This window comes from Streptomyces hilarionis (genome assembly GCF_024539675.1).
GTDB classification, from domain to species: Bacteria; Actinomycetota; Actinomycetes; order Streptomycetales; family Streptomycetaceae; genus Streptomyces; species Streptomyces hilarionis.
Window position 1 is genome coordinate 1 of the sequence record NZ_JAHHIT010000887.1, and the last position, 238, is coordinate 238.

Genomic DNA, 238 nt, shown 5'->3' on the forward strand with positions numbered 1-238 from the left:
TGACTGGAATATCTCTGAACCTCCCGGAAGACCTGTCCAACTCTCTCGCCGACCTGGCCAAAACCAACGGCCAGACTGCGACCTACCTGGCGATGGACGTTCTTCGCGACTACATCGAACACGAAAAAACGCTGACCGCTCAGATCGAGCTGGCAGTAAAAGAGGCCGATCAAGGCAAATTCGCCACCGATGATCAGGTGGCAGCGATGCGCGCCAGGCGCTGGAGCCACAATGCAGG

1 protein-coding gene is annotated in these 238 nt (G+C 57.6%); it reads left to right on the forward strand.

Annotated elements, in window-relative coordinates; translation table 11 throughout:
* The coding region (locus KMS84_RS44870; RefSeq protein ID WP_256921672.1) for a hypothetical protein at positions 1–238 on the forward strand (238 nt) is incomplete at both ends.